Consider the following 20,388-nt stretch of genomic DNA (forward strand, 5'->3'; position numbering starts at 1 on the left):
ATGGCGGACGCGGGATGGGTGGACTCGGAATGGGTGGACTCGGAATGGGCGGGCGCGGGGGCGGGCCGGACTCGGGCCGGGCGGACCGGGATGGGTGGCGGAGTAAGCGCGGTCACAGTTGACCTCAAGGTGGGTTGAGGTCCGAGGCTTGGGGCATGACCGTCACCGCTGAACCGCCGCCGCCGATCACGGCGGGTTCGCTGCTCGTTCCTCGGCTGCGGGCGATGACGGTGGGCAGCGTGGCGCTTGTTTCGCTGCTGGCGTTCGAGGCGCTTGCGGTGGGCACCGCCATGCCGACCGTCGCACGCGCCCTGGACGGGCTGGCCCTCTACGGGATCGCCTTCGGCGGCCCGTTCGCCGCCGGCGTGGTGGCGATGGTGCTCTCCGGTGCCTGGTGTGACTCGCGGGGGCCGCGCGCCCCGATGTGGGTCGGGCTGGCCGGGTTCGTCGCCGGCTTGTTGCTGGCCGGCGGGGCGACTGCGATGGGCGCGCTTGTGGTCGGCCGGATCGTGCAGGGCTTCGGCTCCGGCCTGCTGTCGGTCGCCCTCTACGTCATCGTGGCGCAGGCGTATCCGGAACACCTGCACCGCCGGATCTTCGCCGCGTTCGCCGCCGCGTGGGTCGTACCGTCGCTGGTCGGGCCGCTGGTGGCCGGGCTGGTGGTGGAACACTTCGGCTGGCGCTGGGTCTTCCTGGCGGTGCCGCTGGTGGCGGTGCCGGCGGTGCTGCTGATCCACCCGGGTCTGCGGTCGATCGGCCCGGCCCGGAGTGCGGATGCGCCCCTCCGGCGGCGGGCGCACACGTGGGGGCGGATCGGCTGGGCCTGCGGGGCGGGGGTGAGCGCCGCACTGTTGCACATCGGGGGCCAGCAGCGTGGCGCTACCGCCGTGGCCCTGGTCGGGCTGGCCCTGGTCGGGCTGCTGGTCTGTGCGCCACGACTGCTGCCCGCCGGTTTCCTGCGCGCCGGGCGGGGCCTGCCCACCGTGGTCGGCCTGCGCGGGCTGGCCTCCGGGGCCTTCGTCGCCGCCGAGGTGGTGATCCCGTTGATGCTGTCCCGGGAGCGCGGTTTCTCGCCCACGGCGGCCGGGCTGGTGCTGACCACCGGCGCGCTCAGCTGGTCGTTGGGCTCCTGGGTGCAGGGCCGGATCCGGGCACCCCGGTCCCGGGCCACCCTGCCGAGAGTGGGACTCGGCTGCATCACCGTCGGCACCGCGGTGGTGGGCGGCACCGTCGCGCCGGCGGTGCCGGTCTGGGTGGGCGTGTTCGGCTGGGCGGTGGCCGGTCTCGGCATGGGTCTGCTCTACCCGTCCCTGTCGGTGCTCACCCTGGAACTGTCCGTCCCCGGCGAGCAGGGCCGCAACAGTTCCTCGCTGCAACTGTGCGACTCCCTCGCGGCGGCGGCCGTGCTGGCGCTGACCGGCACGGTGCTCGCCGCCGGGGCGGCGCCCGGACCGGGCAGTTACGCGGGCACCCTCGTGGTGGCCGCCGGGCTGGCGCTGGTTGGTGTGCTGCTCGCCGGCCGGGTGGTGCCACCGACCCGGTGAGTCGGGTCACAATTGTCACGCCGTCGTCCGCCCGACCCGTCGTCCGGTTATCCGACGAAAGAGGTCGACATGCGGGTACTGGTCACCGGAGCGAGCGGAACGCTGGGCAGGGCGCTGCTGCCCCGGCTGCCTGCGGCGGGATTCGAGGTGCGGGGCGTCAGCCGGCGGGTGCGTACCGCCCCCGGGTTCGAGTGGATGGTCGCGGACCTGGCCACCGGTGCGGGGGTCGCCGAGGCGGTGGCCGGGATGGACGCCGTGCTGCACCTGGCCTCCTCGCCCGGACGGCGCAGCCGGGAGATCGACGTGGCCGGCACCCGCCGGCTGGTCGAGGCCGCCGCGACGGCCGGCGTACGGCACCTGGTGTTCGTCTCGATCGTCGGCGTGGACCGGGTGCCGTACGCGTACTACCGGCACAAGTTGGCCGCCGAGCAGGTCGTGGCGGCTGGTGCGGTGCCGTGGACGGTGTTACGGGCCACCCAGTTCCTGGAGTTCATCGACCAACTGCTGCACGCCGCCAGTCGGTTCGGCCCGGTGATCGGGGACCGAGCGGTGGTGGCGCAGCCGGTCGACACGGGCGAGGTGGCGGAGAAGCTGATCGAGTTGCTGCGTGCCGGGCCCCGCAACGGCATCGTCGAGTACGGCGGTCCCGAGGTGCAGCGTTTCGACGAGGCGGTACGGATGTGGCGGCGGGCACGCAACTCCCGCCGTCCGGTGCTGCCGCTGCGCTATCCCGGGCGGCTCGGTCGGGAGTTGCGTTCGGGTGGCCTGGTCACCGCCGCGCAACCGACGGGCCGGCGGACGTGGGCCGACTACCTGACCGACACGTACGGGCGAACCGGGACAAGATGACAATTATTCTCGTTCGTGCTCGGCCTACCGTCGGCCCATGCTCACCTTCATCGCGACCAGCCTCCTGTACGTCTGCGGGTTCGTCTTCCTCTACGGGGTGATCCGGCTCGCCGTCCGGCATGCGCTTGAGGACATCGAGGTCCGGCGAGTCCAGGCGCAGCGGGCGGAGGAGATGGCCGCGGCCCGGGACCAGGCGATGCTTCGGGATCACGGCTTCCTCACCAACGGCTGACCGCCGACGTCTCGGGTGACTCGCCGGTGCTCGTGGTGGGACGGTGGCGGGTGCTGGTGACCGGGCCGGGTGCCGGATGCGACGATCACCCCCGTGATGGGATCGTTGCAGACCGAGCCGGCGCGTACCCGGCCTGACCTGCTGGCCCCGGCGGTCAGCACGGCGTTGGCCCAGTGGCCCGCCGATGCCCCGGTGGACGTCGACTCGGTGCTGGTGGCGCCGATCGACCCCGAGCTCGCCGACACCGCCGCCTTCTGTGCGGCGTACGAGGTGGGCCTGGACGAGTCGGCGAACTGCGTGGTGGTCGCCGGCAAGCGCGAGGGAGTGCTCCGGTACGCGGCCTGCCTGGTGCTCGCCACGACCAGAGCCGACGTCAACGGGGTGGCCCGGCGGGCGCTGGACGTCCGTAAGGCGAGCTTTGCGCCGATGGCCGACGCGGTCGAGTCGACCGGCATGGAGTACGGCGGCATCACCCCGATCGGCCTGCCCGCGCAGTGGCCGATCCTGGTCGACGCGCGGGTGGCTGCCATGCCGTACGTCATCGTCGGTTCCGGCGTACGGCACAGCAAGATCGCGCTACCCGGTGCGGCGCTGGCCGCGCTCCCCGGCGCCCGGGTGGTGGAGGACCTGGCCCGGCCAGCCTGACCGTCGATCGACGTCGATGTTGTTGCACGTGAAACATCGACGGCCCCGGCGATGCCGGCAGCGCCGTTGCTCAGCCCGCGGACGACTCCCGCTCGTCGACCTCGGCGAGGGCGGCGAGCAGGGTTTCCGGTTCCTGGGCGCCGGTCACCGCGTACTTGCCGGCGAGCACGAAGGTGGGCACGCTGGTCACCCCGAGTTGCCGGGCGGCGGCCAGTTCGGCGGTCAACTCCGCCGACCCCTCGGTGGAGTCGAGGAACCGGCGGGCCTCGGTGCCGTCCAGACCGATGCCGGCGGCGATCTGTGCGAGCGCGTCCCGGGAGCCGATGTCGACGCCGTCGGTGAAGTGTGCCCGGTGCAGTGCCTCGACCGCCGCATCGCCGCGGCCCCGGTCACCGGCCCAGTTGAGCAGTCGATGCGCGTCGAAGGTGTTGGCCGCGATGGCGCGCTCGAAGTTCAGTTCGAGCCCGACGCTCGCGCCGACCTCGGTGACCTGCGCGGCCATCTGCCGGGCCCGCTCCGGACCGCCGAACTTGGCAGCCAGCGCGTCGAGCAGCGGCACCGGCTCGGTCACCGGCGACGGGTCGAGCTGGAAGGGCCGATGCCGCACGGTCACCTTGCCGTCGTACGAGGTCAGAGCCTGCTCCAGGCGACGCCTGCCGATCCAGCACCACGGGCAGACCACGTCGGCGTAGATGTCGATCTCCATGACCAGGTCAACCTGTCGCGCCGCCGGCCTGTTCCCGGATCTGCCGCTTGAGACGGGCGAGGATGGCCGTCCCGCCGCGTACCCGCAGCGGGCTGATCGCCTGCGCCAGGCCCATCCGCTGATACAGATCATCCGGTACGGCGAGCACCTGCTCCGGGCTGGCGCCGGCCAGCCCGTCGGCGAGGATGCCGGCGAACGCCCGGGTGGTCGGCGCCTCCGGCGGGCAGTCGAACAGGGTGCGTACGGTGCCCTCGGGCGTCACCTCGGCGCGCAGGAAGAACGGGGTCTGGCACTCCGGCACCTGCTCCATGCCTTCGTGACCGGCCTGATCCGCCGGCAGCGGCGGTACGGCGTCGGAGTACTCCAGCAGCATCTCCAACACCACGTCGCGCGGCGCGGCGGCGAACTCGTCGACGATCTCGGCCAGCTTGCTCGGCATCTCGGGCATTCCGCCAGGCTACCGACGTGCCCCGCGCCGCCGAAGCTTCCCGGGCTCCCGCCTTCCTCACACCGTGGGGGACTGTTCGCTGATTTCGCTGAGGGCCGAGGTGGGATCGAGCTGCATCGCCAGGTCGCCGAGCGAGACGATGCCGACCAGCTTGCGTTCGTTGTCGCAGACCAGGATGCGCCGGATGCCACGCTCGCGCATCAGCGCCGCGGCCTCGGCGGCCGTGCAGAACTGCTCGATCATCACGACCTCCCGGGTGGTGATCGAACCGATGGTGGTGCTTGCCGCGTTTGAGTTCTCGGCAACGGCGCGGACCACGATGTCGCGGTCGGTGAGGATGCCGGCCAGATTGGCGCCGTCGGTGACCACGACGTCGCCGATGTCGGCCTCCTTCATCACCTTGGCCGCCTCGTCCAGGGTGGTCTCCGCGGGCAGGTAGATCACCTGCCTGGTCATCACGTCAGCGACCCGGTAGTCGGTCATGAGAGCCTCCAGACACAGTCAATCGATCGGGATGCCGTACCCCGTCCTGTGACGGCTACACCACGCTCCTGCGTACCTCGCTCGACACCAGTTCCGCCAGCCTTTCGACGGGTACGTCGGTCCGCTCACCGGTCGCCCGGTCACGCAGCTCGACGTACCCCTCGGCGAGGCGGCGTCCGACCACGACGGTGCGCGGGATGCCGATCAGCTCGGCGTCGGTGAACTTCACCCCGGCGGAGACCCCGGCCCGGTCGTCGACGAGCACCCGCAGGCCGCCCGCGGCCAGCTGCGCGCCGAGGTCGACCGCGGCGGTCAGCTGCGCACCCTTGCCGGCGGCCACCAGGTGTACGTCGCACGGCGCGACCGCCGCCGGCCAGACGAGTCCCCGCTCGTCGTGGTGCTGTTCGGCGATGGCCGCCACCGCGCGGGACACCCCGATCCCGTAGCAGCCCATCGTGGGGCGGACCGGCTTGCCCTGCGGACCGAGCACGTCCACCGCGAAGGCGTCGGTGTAGCGGCGGCCGAGCTGGAAGATGTGCCCGATCTCGATGCCCCGGCGCATGGTCAGCCGGCCGGTGACGCATCCCGGGCACGGGTCGCCGGAGCGCACCTCGGCGGCCTCCACGGTGCCGTCGGGGGTGAAGTCCCGGCCGCAGACCACGTTTGTGGCGTGCCGGCCCGGCTCGTTCGCACCGGTCAGCCAGGCTGTTCCCGGCACGATGCGCGGGTCGACCAGGTACCGGATGTCGAGTTTGTCGAAGACCTGCGGGCCGAGGTAGCCCCGCACCAACTCGGGATGCGCCGCCCAGCCGTCGAAGATGTCCACGGTGGCCGGTGCCAGCGCGGCGGCCAGCCGCTTCAGGTCCACCTCCCGGTCGCCGGGCACCCCGACGACAAGCAACTCGGCCGTCTCGGCACCCGGCCGGCGTACGGTAAGCACGACGTTCTTCAGCGTGTCGGCGGCGGTCCAGTCGGCCCGTCCGGCGAGCCGACGCTCGTTGGCCAGCTCGACCAGGCTGGCGATGGTAGGCGTCTCCGGGGTGTCGTGCACCTCGGTCGCCGGTTGCGCCTGCGGGTCGCCGGCCGGCGGTACGGGTGTGCGGACCGCCTCGGTGTTGGCCGCGTAGTCGCAACCGGTACAGCCGACGTAGCTGTCCTCGCCGACCGGCGTGGCCGCCAGGAACTCCTCCGACGCGGAGCCGCCCATCGCCCCCGAAACCGCGTGCACCACCGTGTAGTCCAGGCCCAACCGGTCGAAGATTCGCCGGTACGCCTCCCGGTGCCGGTCGTACGCCGCCCGCAGGCCCGACTCGTCCAGGTCGAAGGAGTACGCGTCCTTCATCAGGAACTCGCGCCCGCGTAGCAGTCCGGCGCGCGGCCGGGCCTCGTCACGGAACTTGGTCTGAATCTGGAACAGCGTCACCGGGAAGTCGCGGTACGAGGTGAACAGGTCCTTGACCAGCAGCGCGGCCAACTCCTCGTGGGTGGGCGCGAGCAGATGCTCGGCACCACGCCGGTCGGCCAGGGTGAAGATGTCGTCGCCGTACTCGGTCCACCGCCCGCTGGTGCGGTACGGCTCGGCCGGCAGCAGCGCCGGGAAGTGCACCTCCTGGTCACCGATCGCGACCAGTTCGGCCCGGACGATCTCGGTCACCCGGTCCAGCACCAGCTTGCCCAGCGGCAGCCAGGTGTAGCCGCCCGGCGCGGCCCGGCGGATGTAGCCGGCGCGCAGCAGCAGCCGGTGGCTCGGCACCTCGGCGTCGGCCGGATCCTCGCGCAGGGTCCGGAGCAGCGTGGTCGACATCCGCAGCAGCATTGCCGCAGCCTACGACCGGCGTTCGGCGAGGGCGATCCGATTAGCTCAACCCTCGGCCCCGGTGAGGCCGGCCCGGTGGGCGATTACCGCAAGCGCGGTGCGGTCCCGGGCGTCCAGTTTGGCCAGCAGGCGACTGACGTAGGTGCGCGCGGTCGCCGGGCTGATGAACAGGGCCCGACCGATCTCGTCGTTGGTCTCGCCCAGCCCGACCCGGGTCAGCACGGCACGCTCCCGTTCGGTGAGCACGCTCAACCGGGGATCGGGCCGGGGCGGCCTCGGTGCGGCGGCGAGTTGCTCCATGACCCGGCGGGTGACGGCGGGCGAGAGCAGGTTCCCGCCGGCCGCCGCCGTGTGCACCGCCCGGCGCAGGTCGTCGGAGGGGGTGTCCTTCAGCAGGTACCCGGCGGCGCCGAGGTTTACCGCCTCGATGATGTCCGCATCGTCGTCGAAGGTGGTGAGGATCAGCACCCGGGTGCCGGCCAGGTTGCCGTCGGCCCGGATCGCGGCGGTGGCGGCCAGGCCGTCCAGCACCGGCATGCGGATGTCCATGAGTACGACGTCCGGCCGCAACTGGCGGGCCAGCCGAACTCCGGTACGCCCGTCGGCGGCCTCCCCGACGACCGTGATCTGCGGATCGGCCGCCAGCAGGGTACGGATGCCGGCCCGGACGAGATCCTGGTCATCGACCACGAGCACGCTTGTCATCCGGGTTCCGCCAGCGGAAGTACGGCCCGTACCAGGAATCCGTCGGCCCGCTGTTCGGCGACGAGCCTGCCGCCCAGGCTCTCGGCCCGTTCCCGCATCCCGGCGATGCCGTGGCCGCCGGGACCCGTCGTCGGCCAGCCGATCCGATCGGTGGTGCCGGACGCCATCCCCGCCCGCGCGGCGCCGGAGTCGGTGGCCGGCTTCACCACCGACTGGTCGGCGCCGGAGTCGGTGGCCGGTTCTGCGGTCGCCTGGTCGGCGCCGGAGTCGGTGACCGACAGGTTCAGCTGGGGCCCGTCCGGCCACACCCGGATCTCGACCCGGCTGCCGGCGGAGTGCCGGACCACATTTGTGACCGCCTCCTGGACGATCCGGAACGCGGCGGCCTCGACCGGCGCCGGCAGCGGTGCGTCGAGGTCGACCCGGACGTCGACGTCGAAGCCGGCGGCGCTCGCCGCCTGGGTCACGGCGTCGAGATTGCCCAGCGAGACGACCGTGCGGGGCCGGTCCTCCGGCTTCCGCAGCAACGTCACCGTCCGCCGCAGGTCGGCCATGCTCCGGCCGGCCGTGGCGCGGATCAACTCCAACGCCGAGCGGGCGGCGGCGTCGTCGCGGCCCAGCGCCTCCCGGGCCACGTCGGCGTGCAGGGCGATCACCGACGTGGTGTGGCCGAGGGAGTCGTGCAGGTCGCGGGCGATGGCCATCCGCTCGTGCTGGACGCGGGTGTCCGCCTCCTGCTGGTAACGCGCCTCGGTCAGCTCGGCGATCCGTCGCGCGTCCGCCTGCGCCGCCCGGCGTGACCGGAGGCTGTCCCCGAGGGCGATCGCCGCGCCCATCAGCAGCACGTGCCCGGCCAGCTCGTAGCCGACCACGAAGGAGAACTCCTGACCCTCGGCGAGGCGGAAGACCACCGAGACCACGGTGACCAGTGCGGCGGCGGCGACCGCGGCGGCGAGACGCCCGTACTCGGCGGCGGAGAAGAGGGCGGCGGCGACGGGCACGGCCAGACCGACCGCCGGATAGCCGACGGCGTAGTAGGCGAACAGGCCCAGCACGGTCACGGCGAGCACCACCACCGGGTAGCGGCGGCGGGCCAGCATCAGCGCGCCGAGGCCGACCGCCCACAGGTACGCGACGGGTTCCGGCCCGTGCCGGCCGCCCTCGTTGGCGGTGATGACGATCGAGACGGTGGCGGCAACGCCCACGCCGAGCAGCACGTCGACGACCCAGGGGCGGGACGTGTGCTCGTTCGCTCGACCGGCCACGAACTCAGCGTACGGCGCTGCCCGGGTGCGCCGGAGTCGTCAGCAGGCGACTGCGATAGTCGCCCACCGACGTACCAGCGCCGCGCCCAACCGGCTTAGAAAGGAAGGGCCCCCTGTTAACGCCTCCGGTAGAGCAGGGGCCCCTTCTTAACACTCGTCGAGGGAGTCGCCGTCGTGACCGCTGCACAACCACCCGCACCGAACCGCCGGGCGCTCGGCCTGCCGATGCTCGCCCTGTTCGGGCTCGCCCTGCTCGGGCTGCCCCGGGTGGTGCTGCACGATCTGGGTCTGGTGCACGAGGGCACCTTCGTCAACCTGCTGCTCGTGGTCGTACCGCCAATGGTGTGGATCATGGTCGCGGTGGTGCGGCAGGTGCCCAACCCGTTCCTCACCCTGCTCGTCGTCGGCCTGATCTACGGCGTGCTGCTCGCGCTGACCCACCAGCTGCTCTGGGACGCCGCGTTCGACGAGCCGCCGATGCTGGGCGGCAACCTCAGCGACCTCGCCCCCGGCACACAAGAGATCATCATCCGGTTCTTCGCCGCGATCAGCAGCGTCTTCACCGGCGTCATCGTGGGCGCGGTGGCCGGCCTGATCGCCTGGCCCCTCGCCCGCCGCCGCCCCTGAAACGGCCGGGCCGGGCCTGCCTCTCGAAGCCGCATCTGCGCGAGGATGGGGGAATGATGCGGGCACCGGGTGGGTTGTTGCTGGATTTCGGTGGGGTGTTGGCGGATGCGCCGGCCGGTGGGGCGGCGGAGCCGGCGATGGTACGCCGGTTCGGCGAGGTGATCGGCGGAGCGCTGCCGACGGAACGCATCGCGGCCGACCTGCGCGCGGGTGCGCGGGCGTACGGGCTCTGGCGCGACGAGATCAGCGCCTCGGCGGAACCGGTCGAGTTGCCGCACAACCGGGTCTGGGCGGACTTCGTCACCCACGGCTGGCCGGCACCGGCGCGGGCCGCCGTCGAGCGCGAGGCGACGTCACTGGCGTACGCCTGGACCTGGCGCGCCGAATGGGAGGTGCGTCCCGGCATCCCGGAGGCGCTGCGGGCCGCCGCCGAGGCGCAGGTGCCGATGGCGGTGGTCAGCAACACCCTCTGCGGCGCGGCACATCGGGACTTCCTCGCCAAGGCCGGGCTGTCCGGGCTCTTCGTCGCCGAGTTCTACAGCGACGAGACCGGGCTACGGAAGCCCAACCCGGGTTTCGCGCAGCTGGCCGCCGACGCCATCGGCGTACCGATCGGGGATTGCTGGTTCGTCGGCGACAGCCTGCACCGCGACGTGGCCTGCGCCCGGCGGGCCGGCACAGCGGCGGCGGTGCTGATGCGCTCGCCGCGCACCGACCGCGAGCCGGTCGACCCGGAGCTGGCTCCCGACGCCCGGATCGAGGACGGCCACGGACTGCTGGACCTGCTGCGGCAGAGTTGGTCGGCGAGCTGACTCCGGCGTACGCGATGAAGCTGGGCGAGCGGTTCAGCGTGGAAGCTGGGCTGGCGGTTCAGCGTGGGCGGTTCAGCGTGGGGCGGTTCAGCGTGGGGCGGTTCAGCGTGGGGCGGAGCGCGCCACGCGGAAGCCCACGTCGTCGACGGTGAAGGTGGGATGGCTGCGGCGGCGTACCGAGGCGCGGCAGCTCCAGTGCTCGTCGAACCAACCGCCGCCGCGCAGCACCCGGTATGTGCCGTAGACCTCCGCGTCGTAGACGTCCCAGCACCAGTTCCACACGTTGCCCAGCATGTCGTGCAACCCCCAGGCGTTGGGTCGCCGGCTGCCGACGTCGTGCGGGCGCTCGCCGGAGTTGTCGCGGTACCAGGCGATCTCGTCCAGCGGACCGTAACGCGGGCCGGTGGTGCCGGCTCGGCAGGCGTACTCCCATTCCGCCTCGGTCGGCAGCCGGTATCCGTCGGCCGTGCGGTCCCACTCGACATTCTCGTCGTCGAGCCGGTACGCGGGGCGGCGTCCGTCCTGCTCGGAGAGGGTGTTGCAGAAGCGGACCGCAGCCCACCAGGAGACGCTCTCGACCGGCAGGTTCCCGCCGCTGAAGGCGCTCGGTCGCTCGCCGGTGACCTGCGCGTACTCGTCCTGGGTGACGGGGTGTGCCGCGATCTCGTACGGCGCCAACTGGACCGACCACCGGCGCTGCGTACGCCGGTCGGCGAGGGCGACCTGGCCGGCGGCCACCGGGACCATCGTGCGGCTGTCCATCAGGAGGGGATCCTACCCAGCGGATGACCTATGCCACGTTTCGCGCCGACGGGGCAGCCGGGTCAACCTGCCCGGTGCCAGACTTCCCGATGTTAAGAAGGGGCCCTTCCTCTACCGCAGGCGTTAATAAGGTGCCCTTCCTTACTCCGAAGGAGCAGCGTGGGCTGGGGTAGTTACGTCGCGATCGGTGACAGCTTCACCGAAGGGCTGGACGACCCGTACCCGGACGGTAGCTTCCGGGGTTGGGCGGATCTGGTCGCCACCCGGCTGGCCGTCGAGGCGGGCCCCGATTTCCGGTACGCCAACCTGGCCATCCGGGGCCGTACCTTCCCGAACGTGGTGGCCGAGCAGGTGCCGGCCGCGTTGGCGATGCAGCCCGACCTGATCAGCTTCGCGGCGGGCGGCAATGACGTGCTGCGTCGCAGCTTCGACCCGGACTCGCTGGTGGGCCGCTTCGACCAGGTGGTCTCGACGTTGCGTGCCGACGGGGCCGACGTGGTGCTGTTCCGGTTCGCCGACGTGATGGCGCGGCTGCCCGGGCAGCGGCTGATCGCGCCTCGGGTGGCCCTGCTCAACCGGGCGGTGGGCGAGACCGCCGAACGCCACGGCGCGATCCTGGTCGACCTGTACGCCGACGACACGTACCTGAATCCGATGCTGTGGAGCACCGACCGGCTGCACCTCTCACCGGCCGGGCACCGCCGGGTCGCCGGTCAGGTGCTCACCGCCCTCGGTGTCGGCTGTGACGAGGAGTGGCTGCTGGTCCCGCCGAACCCGGAACCGACGCCCTGGCTGGCCGCCCGCACCGCCGACGTGCGGTGGGCCGGCCAACACCTGGCTCCCTGGCTCAAGCGCCGGCTGACCGGCCGCTCCTCCGGCGACACCGTCACCCCCAAGCGCCCCACCCTGACCCCCTTCCCACCCGCCCACTGAGTCGATCGAGAGGTGCCGGTCAGCAGCCTCTCGATCAACCGACCGTTTCAGTGGGTGAGGCGTATCCAGGTGCGGGGTTGGGTGGGGGAACCCAGGGTGGTGGCGGTCCGGGTGGTGATGACGATGGTGTCGTCGGGGAGCACCTCGACGGTCGGGTCGTCCTCGCCGTTGCCGAAGCGCGGTCCACGGGCCTCGGGGACGTCGATGTACCGTTCGCCGGTCCAGTAGCCCACGTTGCCCCAGGGGTTGGTCACGACGAGCAGGCCGTCGTTGACGGCGGCCACCGAGTTGGTGTCGGGTGGTAACTCGGTCTGCTCTCGCCACCGGTCGTCGATCAGCCGCCAGACCCGCTTCGGGGTTGCTCCGTCGTAGGCGGTGGCGCTCATGCCGACCAGCCAGGCGTCGCGGCCGTCCGGGGAGACCAGCAGCCGGACGGCACCGGACACCGCGGGTAGTTGCCGCCAACTGGCCGCGCCGTCGGCGCTGACCACGGTACGCAGCCGGCCGCCCTCCGGGCCGGTCACCCAGAGCCGGCCGTCGCCGCCCTCGACCAGCCCCGGTTCGGCATCGTTTGGCAGGACCACCGGGGGTTGGGTAGGTGGCCCCGGCGCACCGACCCGGGCGAGTTCGAACTCGGCGCAGTCCAACCTGATCAGCGGGCCGCTGCCCGGGCACTGGAGCAGATACCCGCTGCGGGTGGCCACGCCGCGCCGGGTCGCCTCGGGCGGAGCTTCCCGAGGGTGCTCGGAGAAGGAAGCCCCGCCGTCGGTGGAGACCAGGTACCCGCCGCCGATCCCCACGGTGAGGGTCCGCTCGTCGACGGCCAGCAGGTAGAACGCTCCCTCCTGCCGGGGACGGTTCGCTGCGTCCGGCAGCGGGGTGCGCTGCCAGGTCTGGCCCCCGTCGACGGTCCGCGCCAGGTCGCGGCGGCAGTCCGTCCGACTCGGCTGGTCGACCGGCTGGCAGGTGTCGAAGAGCGCCCAACCGTGTTGCGAACTGACGAACCGCAGCCCGGTCAGCCGCCCGGCCACGCCGGTCGGGTGCACCCGCCGTTCGATCAGCCGCTCGTCGGTCGACGGCGACGGGTCCGGGGTGGGCGGATCGGACTCGCCGCCCCGCCCGGCCACCGCGTACGCCCCGGCGGGGCCGGTCAGCAGCAGCGCGACGATGCCGGTCAGCAGCCCACGGCGGCGGCGACGGCGGTCCCGCGCCCGACGCCGGACGGCAGGCAGGCCGGGTGGCCGGAACGTCGGCGCGGCGCTCGCCTCGAACTCGGCGAACATCTGCTCCAGGTCGGTCTCACGCACGGCCGGCCTCCTGCCGCTCGCTGAAGTACGTGGCCAACGCCGCCCGCCCACGGGACAGCCAGGACCGGACCGTCCCCGCCGGTACGCCCAACTGCTCGGCGATCTCTGCGACCCGCAGGTGGGCCAGGTGGTGCAGGACGATTGCCTGACGCTGGGCGGCGGGCAGGGTGGCCAGCGCCCGCAGCAGCGCCACCCGGTCCGGTTCCGGGCCGGGCACGTGCTCCGGGCGTTGCCGGGCGAGATGGCGTACGGCGGTGCGCACCCGGCGCAGTCGACTGGTGGCGAGGTTCCAGCCGACCCGGCGTACCCAGGCGTACGGATCGTCGTACCCGCTGACCCGGTCCCACCGCTCCAGCAGCCGGCAGAAAGCCTCCTGGGTGAGGTCCTGCGCCTCCGCGTGGTCGCCGAGGTACGCGTAGAGCTGCACCGCCAGGCGGTGGAAGTGGCTCTGGTAGAAGTCGGCGAAGTCGAGGGTGGGCGGGCTGGCCCCGGGTGGCTCGGCACGGTGCCCTGCGGTCATGGCGGTCCTCGGTGTTCGGCGGCAGTCACCACTGTCACGTCGGGTGCCGGGCATTTGCTGCACCCGAATATCAATGGCCCGCCGGGAGACGGCGTAGGTTGGGGGTCATGGCTGTGCCGAGTGATCCCAATCCCCGACTCCAGTCGTACGCCGACCCCCAGCGGTTGGTCACCACCGAGTGGCTGGCCGAGCACCTGGGCGACGAGGGCCTGGTCGTCGTCGAGTCCGATGAGGACGTGCTGCTCTACGACACCGGTCACATTCCCGGTGCCATCAAGGTCGACTGGCATCTTGAGCTGAACGACCAGGTGACCCGGGACTATCTCGACGCCGAGCGGTTCGCCGAGCTGTGTGCCGCCAAGGGCATCGGCCGGGACGACACCGTGGTCTTCTACGGCGACAACTTCAACTGGTGGGCCGCGTACGCCCTCTGGGTCTTCACCCTCTTCGGTCACCCGGACGTGCGGCTGCTCGACGGCGGCCGGCAGAAGTGGATTGCCGAGGGGCGGGAACTGACCCGGGACAAGCCGACCCGGCCCCGGGCCGAGTACCCGGTGCCGCAGCGCGACGATGCACCGGTGCGGGCGTTCCGCGAGGAGGTGGCGGCACACGTCGCCGCCGACCGGCCGCTTGTGGATGTGCGTTCGCCGGGTGAGTACACCGGCGAGATGCTGCACATGCCGGACTACCCGCAGGAGGGCGCGCTGCGTGGCGGGCACATCCCGGGCGCGGTGAGCAAGCCGTGGAAGTCCGCCGCAAACGACGACGGCACGTTCAAGTCGGCCGACGAGCTGCGCGCCATCTACGCCGACCAGCTCGGGTTGAGCCCGGACGACGACGTGATCGCGTACTGCCGGATCGGCGAACGCTCCAGCCACACCTGGTTCGTGCTGCGCCACCTGCTCGGCTACCCCCGGGTGCGCAACTACGACGGCTCCTGGACCGAGTGGGGCAACCTGGTCCGCGCTCCCGTCGTCAAGGGCCCCGACCCGAGGTGATCAGTCCGCGCCGGGGGTGGCGCGGAGGTAACGCTGGATGGTGGGGGACAGCCAGGCGATCAGCTCGGCCGGGGCGATGTCGACCATGGGGGGCAGGCGGAGGACGTAGCGGGTGAGGGCCACCCCGAGCAGTTGGCTGGCGACCAGGCCGGCCCGCCGGGGGGCCTCCGCCGGGTCGGCGACCACGCGGGCCACGGCCGCGCCGAGCTGGCTGGCGAAGATCTCGCGTACGCGTTCGGCCCCGCTCGGGTTGGTGCTCGCCGTACGCAGCAGCGCCGGCAGCGTGCTGTCCCCTTCCCAGCGGGTGAAGAAGTAGCTGACAAGCGCTGCGCCGAGCTGATCGGGCGGTACCTCGCTCAGGTCCGGCAGCCGCAGGTCGAACTCGGCCGCCGTGGCGAACAGCTCCTCTTTGCTGCCGTAGTAGCGGATCACCATGGACGGGTCGATCCGCGCTTCGGCGGCGATCGCGCGGATCGTCGCCCGGTCGTAGCCGTCCGCCGCGAACCGGTCCCGGGCGGCCCGCAGGATGGCTGCCCGGGTGGCGTCCGAGCGCCGTGGCCGCCGTCCGCCGGCCGCCGACTTCGCGCCTTCTTCCGGGCGTACGCCTTCCGTCATCTGACCGACGATATGCCAACACTTGTTGACTTCCGCTTCCGGGGGCGCCTAGCGTTGCCAACAAGTGTTGGCCAACGGTTGTTGGCATCTGCCTCGGGAGGTCGTCATGCTGCCCGAACGAACGGACGTGCTGGTCGTCGGGGCCGGCCCGACCGGACTGACCGCCGCACTCGCCCTGGCCCGCCGAGGGATCGAGGTCACCCTGGTCGACAAGCGGGAAGAACCGCCGGTCACCTCGCGGGCGGCGGTCGTGCACGCGTACACCCTGGAGTTGTTGGACCGGCTCGACGCGGGCGCGCCCCTGGTGGCCCAGGGCCTGCGGTCGGCGCGATTCAGCGTCCGCGACCGGGACCGGTTGTTGGCCACCGTGCCCTTCGACCGGCTGCCCACCCGCCACCGGTACGCGCTGCTGGTCTCCCAGTCGGTGACCGAGCAGGTGCTGACCGAGCGGCTGGCCGATGCGGGTGTGCCGGTACTGCGCCCGTACCAGCTCACCGGCCTGGAGCAGGATGGCGATGGCGCGGTGGCCCGGTTCGCCGGAGCGACCGTACGCGCCCGGTGGGTGATCGGCGCCGACGGCATCCACAGCACGGTGCGCGAGTTGGCCGGCATCCGGTTCACCGGCCCGGCGGACTCCATGGAATCGTTCGTGCTGGCGGACGTACGCGTGGACAGCGTCCTGCCCCGCGATGGTGTGTCGATCTTCCTCGCCCGCAGCGGTCCGCTGGTCTGGGCGCCGCTGCCCGACGGCCGGGTACGACTGGTGGCCCAGGTCACCCCTCCGGCCACGATCGCCACGGTCATCCCCGGGGCCACGGTGGACACGGGGGCAGCCGGGGCCACGGTCGGCGCGGGGGCAGCCGGTGCCACGGTCGGCACGGGGGCAGCCGGGGCCACGGTGGACACGGGGGCAGCCGGGGCCACGGTCGGCACGGGGGTCACGGTCGGCGCGGTCGCCGACCCGCCGGCCGAGCCGGATGCCGGCTACCTGCAACGGCTGCTCGACGAGCGCGGTCCGGCAACTCGGCCCGATCGGGTCCGCGAGGTGCTCTGGTCCTCGCGCTTCCGGCTGCACCGGCGGGTCGCCGAGACCTTCCGACGTGGGCCGGTGCTGCTGGCCGGGGACTCGGGTCACGTGCACAGCCCGGCCGGCGGGCAGGGCATGAACCTCGGCATCAGCGACGCGGTCGACCTCGGTGCGACCCTCGCCGACGTACTGGCCGGCGGTCCTGACCGGCTGCTTGACGAGTACGCGACCCGCCGTCGCCCGCTCGCCCACGACGTGGCCGGCTTCGCCGACCGGCTCACCCGGCTGGCCACCGCACCGCCCGCCCTGCGCCCGGCCCGGGACCTGCTGCTGCGCCTGGTCGGGGTGCTGCCGCCGGCCCGCCACCGGATCGCCCTACGCCTTTCCGGCCTGCACCAGCGGCCCGCCACCACCCCGGCTGTCGACGCCGCGCGGGGTGGTGTTCCCGGTAGGCGGACTGGCCGGTAACCGAGGCTGCCCTTGGTCACCACCCTGGGTCTACGCTTGGCCGGTGACGGTGGAGCAGCAGGCCCGGGCAGCGAACGGCGGGGCCACGGGGGCGGGGCGGCGCCGGTCCCGCAAGGACGAGATCCTGGAGATCGCGGTGGGGTTGTTCGCCTCCCGCGGCTACCACGGCGTGTCGATGGACGACATCGGTGCGGCTGCCGGCGTGACCGGTCCGGCGCTCTACCACCACTTCGCCGGCAAAGAGGCAATGCTTGTCGCCGCGCTGACGCCGGTAAGCGAGGGCCTGCTCGAAGGCGGGCGGCAGCGGTCCGTCGCCCACCCGGACGACCCGCGTGGTGCCCTGGAGTCGCTTATCGACTTCCATGTCGACTTTGCGTTGGCCAATCCGGCCGTCATCGCGCTGCACCTGCACGAGTTGGACCGGATGCCCGAGGAGCCCCGGCGTCGGATCCGCCGTCTCCAGCGGCTCTACGTCGAGGAATGGGTCGCCGTGCTGACCGCGCTGCACCCCGGGCTGCCGGACGGGGAGGCACGGGTGCTGGCGCACGCCGCGTTCGGCCTGATGAACTCCACCCCCTTCCTCGGCGGTGAGGTCGATCGCCGCCGCCGTGCCGAGCTGCTGCGCAGCGCCACCCTCGCCGCGCTCCTCGCCCCCACCGAACCCGCCTGACCCGCCTGAATTTCACCGCGCTGCCGCCGCGCTGCGTCCGCGCTGCGTCCGCGCTGCCGCCGCGCTGCGTCCGCGCTGCCGCCGCGCTGCGTCCGCGCTGCGTCCGCGCTGCCGCCGCGCTGCGTCCGCGCTGCCGCCGCGCTGCGTCCGCGCTGCGTCCGCGCTGCCGCCGCGCTGCGTCCGTGCTGCCGCCGCGCTGCGTCCGTGCTGCCGCCGCGCTGCGTCCGTGCTGCCGCCGCGCTGCGTCCGTGCTGCCGCCGCGCTTCACCGTGCTGCCGCCGCGCTGCCTGGCGCGTGTTAATAAGGGGCCCGTGCTATACCGCAGGCGTTAACAAGGGGCCCTTCCTTCACTGGGGTCGGCGTGGTTCCCTAGCGGGCGTCCCACAAAATGGAACGCTCGGAGGAACCATGATCGAGTCACTGCTGGTCGCGAACCGGGGCGAAATAGCCCGCCGGATCATCCGTACCGCGAAGCGGCTCGGGGTGCGCGCCATCGCGGTGCACTCGGAGGTGGACGTCGACCTGCCGTTCGTGACTGAGGCCGACGAGGCGGTCTGCATCGGCCCGGCCAACCCGGCGCAGAGCTATCGCAACAGCGAGGCGATCCTCGCCGCCGCCAAGTCGACAGGTGCGCAGGCGATCCACCCCGGCTACGGCTTCCTGTCGGAGAACGCCGACTTCGCGCGTACCGTCGGGGCCAGCGGCCTGATCTGGGTCGGACCGGACGCGGACGCGATAAGCGCGATGGGCGACAAGATCAACGCCCGAAACCTGATGGCGGCGGCCGGGGTGCCGGTGGCGCCGGGCACCACCGCACCGGCGGCGGATCTGGCCTCGGCGGTCGCCGCAGCGGACGAGATCGGCTACCCGGTGATGGTGAAGGCCGCTGCGGGCGGTGGCGGCATGGGCATGGGCGTGGCCACCGACGCCGACGCGCTGCGTGCCGAGTACGACAAGGTGCGCTCGTTCGCCGAGCGGATGTTCGGTGACGGCTCGGTGCTGATCGAGCGGTACTTCCCCCGGGTACGCCACGTCGAGGTGCAGATCCTCGGGCTGGCCGACGGCCGCGTGGTGGCGCTCGGCGAACGGGAGTGTTCGGTGCAGCGCCGCAACCAGAAGCTGGTCGAGGAGTCGCCATCCCCGGCGGTCTCGCCGCAGTTGCGTGCGCGTCTGCTCGCCGCGGCGGTACGCGCGGGCGAGGCGGTGAACTACCGCAACGCGGGCACGGTGGAGTGCCTGCTGGACCCGGCGTCCGGAGAGTTCTTCTTCCTGGAGATGAACACCCGGCTCCAGGTGGAACACCCGGTCACCGAGTTGGTCTACGGGTTGGATCTGGTCGAGCAGCAACTGCGGGTGGCCGCCGGGCTGGCGCCGACCTTCGACCCGGACGCCCTCAGCCCGCGCGGACACGCCATCGAGCTGCGGGTCAACGCGGAGGACCCGAAGCGCTTCCTGCCCGGCCCGGGAGTGATCAAGACCTGGGTGGAGCCCACCGGCGAGGGGGTACGGGTCGACTCCGGATACGTCGAGGGGAACACCGTCACCCCGTTCTACGACAGCCTGATGGCGAAGCTGATCGTGAGCGCACCCACCCGTACCGAGGCGATGGCGCGGGCCCGGACGGCGGTGGCCGCGTTCCAGCTCGCCGGCCCCAAGAACAACCTCCCGTTCTTCGCCGAACTCCTCGACAACGCGGAGTTCCGCTCCGGCGCCTACGACACCACCCTGATCACCCGGATGCGCTGACCCCGCCGCCCGCTCTGGTTGATCAAGAAGTTTGCGTCCGGGATCGGCGCTCGGCCCGACGCAAACCTCTTGATCAACCGAGCTGGTGGGTGGGGTGGGATGCTGGGAAGGTCAGCGACAGTCGGGTGTCACAGTGGGGTGGCCGAGATGAGTGAACTGCCGGAGTCCGTGTTGATCCGCGAGGTCGGGCCGCGCGACGGGTTGCAGAACGAGGAGCCGATTCCGACCGACGCCAAGGTGCAGCTGCTCGACGCGCTCTCCCGCACCGGCGTACGGCGGATCGAAGCGGTGTCGTTCGTGCACCCCAAGGCGATCCCGCAGATGGCGGACGCCGACGAGGTGTGGCGGCGGGCGGCGAAGGTGCCCGGGGTCCGCTACTCGGCACTGGTGCCGAACACCCGAGGCGCGCAGCGCGCCCTGGCCGCCGGATTCACCGAGGTCGAGGTGGTCGTCTCCGCCAGCGACACGCACAACCGGCGCAATGTCAACCGCTCCACCGAGGAGTCCCTGGACGACATCGCCGAGCTGATCGACCTGCTGCACGGCGCGGGTGCCCGGGCCGAGGTGATCATCGCGACCAGCTTCGGCTGCCCGTACGAGGGGGACATCGACCCGGCCCGGGTGGCCGCCATCGTGGACCGGGTGGTCCGCGACGGCGCCGACCGCGTCGCGTTCGGCGACACCACCGGCATGGGTACGCCCCGACGGGTCCGCGACCTGCTGACGGCGGTACGCGACCGCAACGCGCACATCCCGGTGCTGCTGCACTTCCACAACACCCGGGGCACCGCGTTGGCGAACCTGTTGACCGCGCTGGAGTTCGGGGTGACCGAGTTCGACGCCAGCGTCGGCGGTCTCGGTGGCTGCCCGTACGCGCCCGGCGCCAGTGGGAACCTGGCCACCGAGGAGGCGGTGCACATGCTGCACGACATGGGCATCGACACCGGCATCGACCTGGACGCCCTGATCGAGGTCGCCGAGCTGGCCGAGCGCCTCACCCCGCACCCCCTCCCCTCCGCCATCCTCCGCGCCGGCCCCCGCACCCGCCGAACCCCCCAACCCCTAACAACCCACCCCCTCGCCCCTCGCCCCCGCGATCTTGCAGTTTGGGTCGCCTTTTCGCGGCTTTTGTCCCGATATGCGGGGACGAAAAGTGCAAGATCGGCGCGGCGGGGAGGGCGGCGGTGAGGGTGGGGGGTGTCCCTATGGG

At 72.3% G+C, this 20,388-nt stretch carries 21 protein-coding genes and 1 pseudogene; 12 read left to right on the forward strand and 10 right to left on the reverse strand.

Annotated elements, in window-relative coordinates; all coding sequences use genetic code 11:
• Positions 1 to 155 precede the first annotated feature (155 nt).
• From QQG74_RS00180 to QQG74_RS00195, 4 genes are all read left to right on the forward strand, one after another.
• The gene (locus QQG74_RS00180) at positions 156 to 1,544 is read left to right on the forward strand and encodes an MFS transporter (RefSeq protein WP_341718276.1); all 1,389 of its coding nucleotides are present in this window, start codon (positions 156 to 158) and stop codon (positions 1,542 to 1,544) included.
• Positions 1,545 to 1,613: 69 nt separating this feature from the next.
• Positions 1,614 to 2,393 (forward strand): NAD(P)H-binding protein, encoded by a 780-nt coding sequence (locus QQG74_RS00185; protein WP_341718277.1) that lies wholly within the window; start codon positions 1,614 to 1,616, stop codon positions 2,391 to 2,393.
• Positions 2,394 to 2,430: 37 nt separating this feature from the next.
• Positions 2,431 to 2,625, forward strand: a complete 195-nt coding sequence (locus QQG74_RS00190; protein ID WP_341718278.1) for a hypothetical protein — start codon at positions 2,431 to 2,433, stop codon at positions 2,623 to 2,625.
• A 96-nt stretch (positions 2,626 to 2,721) separates the two neighbouring features.
• Entirely contained in the window at positions 2,722 to 3,270 is a 549-nt protein-coding gene (locus QQG74_RS00195; protein WP_341721476.1) for a YbaK/EbsC family protein, read from the forward strand.
• Positions 3,271 to 3,340: 70 nt separating this feature from the next.
• On the opposite strand, the gene QQG74_RS00200 is transcribed toward QQG74_RS00195, so the two are convergent.
• Genes QQG74_RS00200 through QQG74_RS00225 form a run of 6 tightly spaced genes read right to left on the reverse strand, consistent with a single transcriptional unit; the run spans position 3,341 to position 8,693 of the window.
• Positions 3,341 to 3,976, reverse strand: a complete 636-nt coding sequence (locus tag QQG74_RS00200) for a DsbA family oxidoreductase (RefSeq protein WP_341718279.1) — start codon at positions 3,974 to 3,976, stop codon at positions 3,341 to 3,343.
• A 7-nt stretch (positions 3,977 to 3,983) separates the two neighbouring features.
• Positions 3,984 to 4,424 (reverse strand): SufE family protein, encoded by a 441-nt coding sequence (locus QQG74_RS00205; RefSeq protein WP_341718280.1) that lies wholly within the window; start codon positions 4,422 to 4,424, stop codon positions 3,984 to 3,986.
• Positions 4,425 to 4,481: 57 nt separating this feature from the next.
• Positions 4,482 to 4,907: a CBS domain-containing protein gene (locus QQG74_RS00210; RefSeq protein ID WP_341718281.1), complete on the reverse strand. Its 426-nt coding sequence runs from the start codon at positions 4,905 to 4,907 to the stop codon at positions 4,482 to 4,484.
• A 55-nt stretch (positions 4,908 to 4,962) separates the two neighbouring features.
• Positions 4,963 to 6,723: a proline--tRNA ligase gene (locus QQG74_RS00215; protein WP_341718282.1), complete on the reverse strand. Its 1,761-nt coding sequence runs from the start codon at positions 6,721 to 6,723 to the stop codon at positions 4,963 to 4,965.
• 45 nt (positions 6,724 to 6,768) lie between these two features.
• A complete protein-coding gene (locus QQG74_RS00220; RefSeq protein WP_341718283.1) occupies positions 6,769 to 7,428 on the reverse strand; it encodes a response regulator transcription factor in 660 nt (219 codons plus the stop codon).
• Positions 7,425 to 8,693: a histidine kinase gene (locus tag QQG74_RS00225; RefSeq protein ID WP_341718284.1), complete on the reverse strand. Its 1,269-nt coding sequence runs from the start codon at positions 8,691 to 8,693 to the stop codon at positions 7,425 to 7,427. The genes QQG74_RS00220 and QQG74_RS00225 overlap by 4 nt, the downstream gene beginning before the upstream one ends.
• 174 nt (positions 8,694 to 8,867) lie before the next feature.
• Here QQG74_RS00225 and QQG74_RS00230 point away from each other — a divergent pair, with 174 nt between their 5' ends.
• Positions 8,868 to 9,320 (forward strand): hypothetical protein, encoded by a 453-nt coding sequence (locus QQG74_RS00230; RefSeq protein WP_341718285.1) that lies wholly within the window; start codon positions 8,868 to 8,870, stop codon positions 9,318 to 9,320.
• A 53-nt stretch (positions 9,321 to 9,373) separates the two neighbouring features.
• The gene (locus QQG74_RS00235; RefSeq protein WP_341718286.1) at positions 9,374 to 10,132 is read left to right on the forward strand and encodes an HAD family hydrolase; all 759 of its coding nucleotides are present in this window, start codon (positions 9,374 to 9,376) and stop codon (positions 10,130 to 10,132) included.
• Between the two features lie 102 nt (positions 10,133 to 10,234).
• Here the strand turns inward: QQG74_RS00235 and QQG74_RS00240 are convergent, their stop codons facing one another.
• Complete coding sequence (locus QQG74_RS00240) at positions 10,235 to 10,894, reverse strand: SUMF1/EgtB/PvdO family nonheme iron enzyme (RefSeq protein ID WP_341718287.1); 660 nt, start codon at positions 10,892 to 10,894, stop codon at positions 10,235 to 10,237.
• A gap of 159 nt (positions 10,895 to 11,053) precedes the next feature.
• Here QQG74_RS00240 and QQG74_RS00245 point away from each other — a divergent pair, with 159 nt between their 5' ends.
• A complete protein-coding gene (locus QQG74_RS00245; protein WP_341718288.1) occupies positions 11,054 to 11,827 on the forward strand; it encodes an SGNH/GDSL hydrolase family protein in 774 nt (257 codons plus the stop codon).
• Between the two features lie 47 nt (positions 11,828 to 11,874).
• On the opposite strand, the gene QQG74_RS00250 is transcribed toward QQG74_RS00245, so the two are convergent.
• Together QQG74_RS00250 and QQG74_RS00255 are read right to left on the reverse strand one after the other, a co-directional pair.
• Positions 11,875 to 13,134 carry a hypothetical protein gene (locus QQG74_RS00250; RefSeq protein WP_341718289.1) on the reverse strand — a complete coding sequence of 420 codons (1,260 nt, stop codon included), beginning with the start codon at positions 13,132 to 13,134 and terminating at the stop codon, positions 11,875 to 11,877.
• Positions 13,127 to 13,654 (reverse strand): SigE family RNA polymerase sigma factor, encoded by a 528-nt coding sequence (locus QQG74_RS00255; protein ID WP_341718290.1) that lies wholly within the window; start codon positions 13,652 to 13,654, stop codon positions 13,127 to 13,129. Before QQG74_RS00255 ends, QQG74_RS00250 begins: the two co-directional genes overlap by 8 nt.
• 107 nt (positions 13,655 to 13,761) lie before the next feature.
• Here QQG74_RS00255 and QQG74_RS00260 point away from each other — a divergent pair, with 107 nt between their 5' ends.
• Positions 13,762 to 14,652, forward strand: a complete 891-nt coding sequence (locus QQG74_RS00260; protein WP_341718291.1) for a sulfurtransferase — start codon at positions 13,762 to 13,764, stop codon at positions 14,650 to 14,652.
• Here QQG74_RS00260 and QQG74_RS00265 read toward each other — a convergent pair whose 3' ends face one another.
• Positions 14,653 to 15,267, reverse strand: a complete 615-nt coding sequence (locus QQG74_RS00265) for a TetR family transcriptional regulator (RefSeq protein ID WP_341718292.1) — start codon at positions 15,265 to 15,267, stop codon at positions 14,653 to 14,655. It lies immediately after the preceding gene.
• 106 nt (positions 15,268 to 15,373) lie between these two features.
• On the opposite strand from QQG74_RS00265, the gene QQG74_RS00270 reads away from it, so the two are divergent.
• From QQG74_RS00270 to QQG74_RS00285, 4 genes and pseudogenes are all read left to right on the forward strand, one after another.
• Positions 15,374 to 16,762 carry an FAD-dependent oxidoreductase gene (locus tag QQG74_RS00270; protein ID WP_341718293.1) on the forward strand — a complete coding sequence of 463 codons (1,389 nt, stop codon included), beginning with the start codon at positions 15,374 to 15,376 and terminating at the stop codon, positions 16,760 to 16,762.
• A 43-nt stretch (positions 16,763 to 16,805) separates the two neighbouring features.
• Positions 16,806 to 17,432, forward strand: coding sequence for a TetR/AcrR family transcriptional regulator (locus QQG74_RS00275; protein ID WP_341718294.1), 627 nt, complete (start codon positions 16,806 to 16,808; stop codon positions 17,430 to 17,432).
• A gap of 408 nt (positions 17,433 to 17,840) precedes the next feature.
• Positions 17,841 to 19,178, forward strand: coding sequence for a biotin carboxylase N-terminal domain-containing protein (locus tag QQG74_RS00280; RefSeq protein ID WP_341718295.1), 1,338 nt, complete (start codon positions 17,841 to 17,843; stop codon positions 19,176 to 19,178).
• 147 nt (positions 19,179 to 19,325) lie between these two features.
• Positions 19,326 to 20,240: pseudogene (locus QQG74_RS00285) on the forward strand (hydroxymethylglutaryl-CoA lyase); the annotation flags it as partial.
• Positions 20,241 to 20,388 lie beyond the last annotated feature (148 nt).

The sequence above is a fragment of the Micromonospora sp. FIMYZ51 genome (genome assembly GCF_038246755.1).
Taxonomy (GTDB): domain Bacteria; phylum Actinomycetota; class Actinomycetes; order Mycobacteriales; family Micromonosporaceae; genus Micromonospora.